Source organism: Jannaschia formosa (assembly GCF_003340555.1).
Lineage (GTDB): Bacteria > Pseudomonadota > Alphaproteobacteria > Rhodobacterales > Rhodobacteraceae > Jannaschia > Jannaschia formosa.
This window is the reverse complement of the sequence record NZ_QPLJ01000114.1, coordinates 1-781: the sequence shown is the minus strand read 5'-3', so window position 1 is coordinate 781 and position 781 is coordinate 1. Positions and strand designations below refer to the sequence as shown.

General features: G+C 68.6%; 1 pseudogene. It reads right to left on the bottom strand.

Going from position 1 to position 781, the window contains the following annotated elements:
* A pseudogene (locus DR046_RS23060) lies at positions 1–781 on the bottom strand (transposase); the annotation flags it as partial.

Below are 781 nucleotides of genomic sequence, written 5' to 3'. Positions count from 1 at the left end.
CCGCGCGTCCGGGTCCGTGGTCGAGACATGCGTCGCCGTTCGAGCGCTTCTTCCGCCGGAAGCCGGCTTCGGCGTTGCGGCTGGAGCGGCGGGGCTGGGGCATCGGATCGGTCTCGGGCTTGGCAGGGGCTTTGTCGGCATCGGCGGGGGCAGCATCGTGCGGCGGTCCGCCTGAACTACCGTCGCCGCCCGGCGGCCCGTCCCCGAGCCTCGGCTGGAAGCTCTTCATCGACGCCCAAGCCTTCACCAGCGTGCCGTCCACCGGGAAGTGCTCGTCCGACAGAAAGGGCGCGACCTCGCGATGCGCCAGGATCGCCGCCATGACCTTGCGCGACATCTCCGTCGTCAGCAGCCGGTCCCGGTTCTTCGTGAACACCGTCGGCCTTCGGCCCGGAGCTCCGCCCGTTCAGGGCTGACTTGATCCGCAGGATCAATTCCCAGACCCCCTTCACCCCAGACCGGATCGTCGACGCCCAGCCCCACGAACCAGCGAAACAGCAGGTTTTAGTCCATCTGCTCCATCAGCTGTCGCGTCGTGCCGAAGGCACGCCTCCGGCGTGACGCGCACCGAATAGAGCAGCTGCAACAAGCTCGCCCGGATCAGCCGCTCCGGCGGGATTGAGGGGCGGCCATGAGCGGCGTAGAGACCCGCAAACTCGCCGCCCAAGCTCGCCAGCGCGTCGTTCACCACCCGCCGGATCGTGCGCAGCGGATGACCCCCCGGGATGCGCTCCTCCAGCTCGACATAGCTGAACAGCGATCCCGTCGTCCGATCCGTCCC